Here is a 476-nt window from a genome sequence, read left to right as displayed (position 1 = left end):
TCCGGTTTCATTTTTATATGCCAGCAATGGCAGGGATTTGTTCACCCTTAAATCTGTAATGAGGTTAAAACAAAATGAGTAAAGTCTTTATTTGCGCCGCCATTCCGGACGAACAGGCAATAAAAGAAGAGGGCGCAGTTGCTGTAGCCACTGCCATTGAAGCCGGTGATGAACGCCGCGCCCGTGCCAAATTTACCTGGCAATTCCTGGAGCAATATCCTGCCGCTCCGGACTGCGCTTATAAATTTCTTGTCTGCGAAGATAAACCCGGCATGCCCCGCCCTGCTATCGACTCCTGGGATACCGAATATATGCAGGAAAACCGCTGGGATGAGGAATCCGCTTCCTTTATTCCGGTCGAACCAGAATCCGATCCTATTAACGTCAATTTTGACAAGCTGTCCCTTGAAGTACAGAACGCGGCCCTAGTTAAGTTCGGTACATGTGAAAACATCACCGTTGATATGGCGATTGAC

General features: G+C 48.1%; 1 protein-coding gene. It reads left to right on the top strand.

The window, feature by feature from the left end; all coding sequences use genetic code 11:
• Nucleotides 1-74: 74 nt before the first annotated feature.
• Nucleotides 75-476: phage-associated endonuclease (locus K0039_RS20995; RefSeq protein WP_228106858.1), on the top strand; the 402-nt coding region annotated here is incomplete at its 3' end.

The organism is Terrisporobacter mayombei (genome assembly GCF_020748465.1).
Lineage (GTDB): Bacteria > Bacillota > Clostridia > Peptostreptococcales > Peptostreptococcaceae > Terrisporobacter > Terrisporobacter mayombei.
Note: the sequence above shows the minus strand (reverse complement) of the source record. Positions and strands in the feature narration are given on the sequence as shown.